At 65.7% G+C, this 359-nt stretch carries 1 protein-coding gene; it reads left to right on the plus strand.

Going from position 1 to position 359, the window contains the following annotated elements:
* The coding region (locus P0G09_RS16040) for a patatin-like phospholipase family protein (protein WP_342760544.1) at positions 1-359 on the plus strand (359 nt) is incomplete at both ends.

Genomic DNA, 359 nt, shown 5'->3' on the forward strand with positions numbered 1-359 from the left:
ACGGCACCCTCAGCAATGCAGGCGGCGAGAATCCGCTGGATTACGCGGCGCTTGCCCGCAGCCCGGCAGAGCTCTGCGTGGTGGCCGCTAATGCACAGAACGGCGAGGCGCAGTATTTCTCCAAGGCAGACCTCCACCCGGACGACTACCGCGTCCTCATGGCATCCTGCTGCATCCCGGTCATCGACCAGCCCTGCGTCATCGACGGCGTGCCTTATTTTGATGGCGGCCTGGCCGACCCCGTCCCGCTGGAATGGGCCTTGGCCCACGGCTGCGACCGGGTGGCTCTCATCCTGACCAAGCCCATGGGGCTGGTGAGGAGTGATGCCCTGGACGAGCATCTGGCACACCTGCTGCAG

Origin of the sequence: Faecalibacterium sp. DFI.5.82, assembly GCF_029076575.1 — a bacterium.
Classification (GTDB): Bacteria; Bacillota; Clostridia; order Oscillospirales; family Ruminococcaceae; genus Faecalibacterium; species Faecalibacterium duncaniae.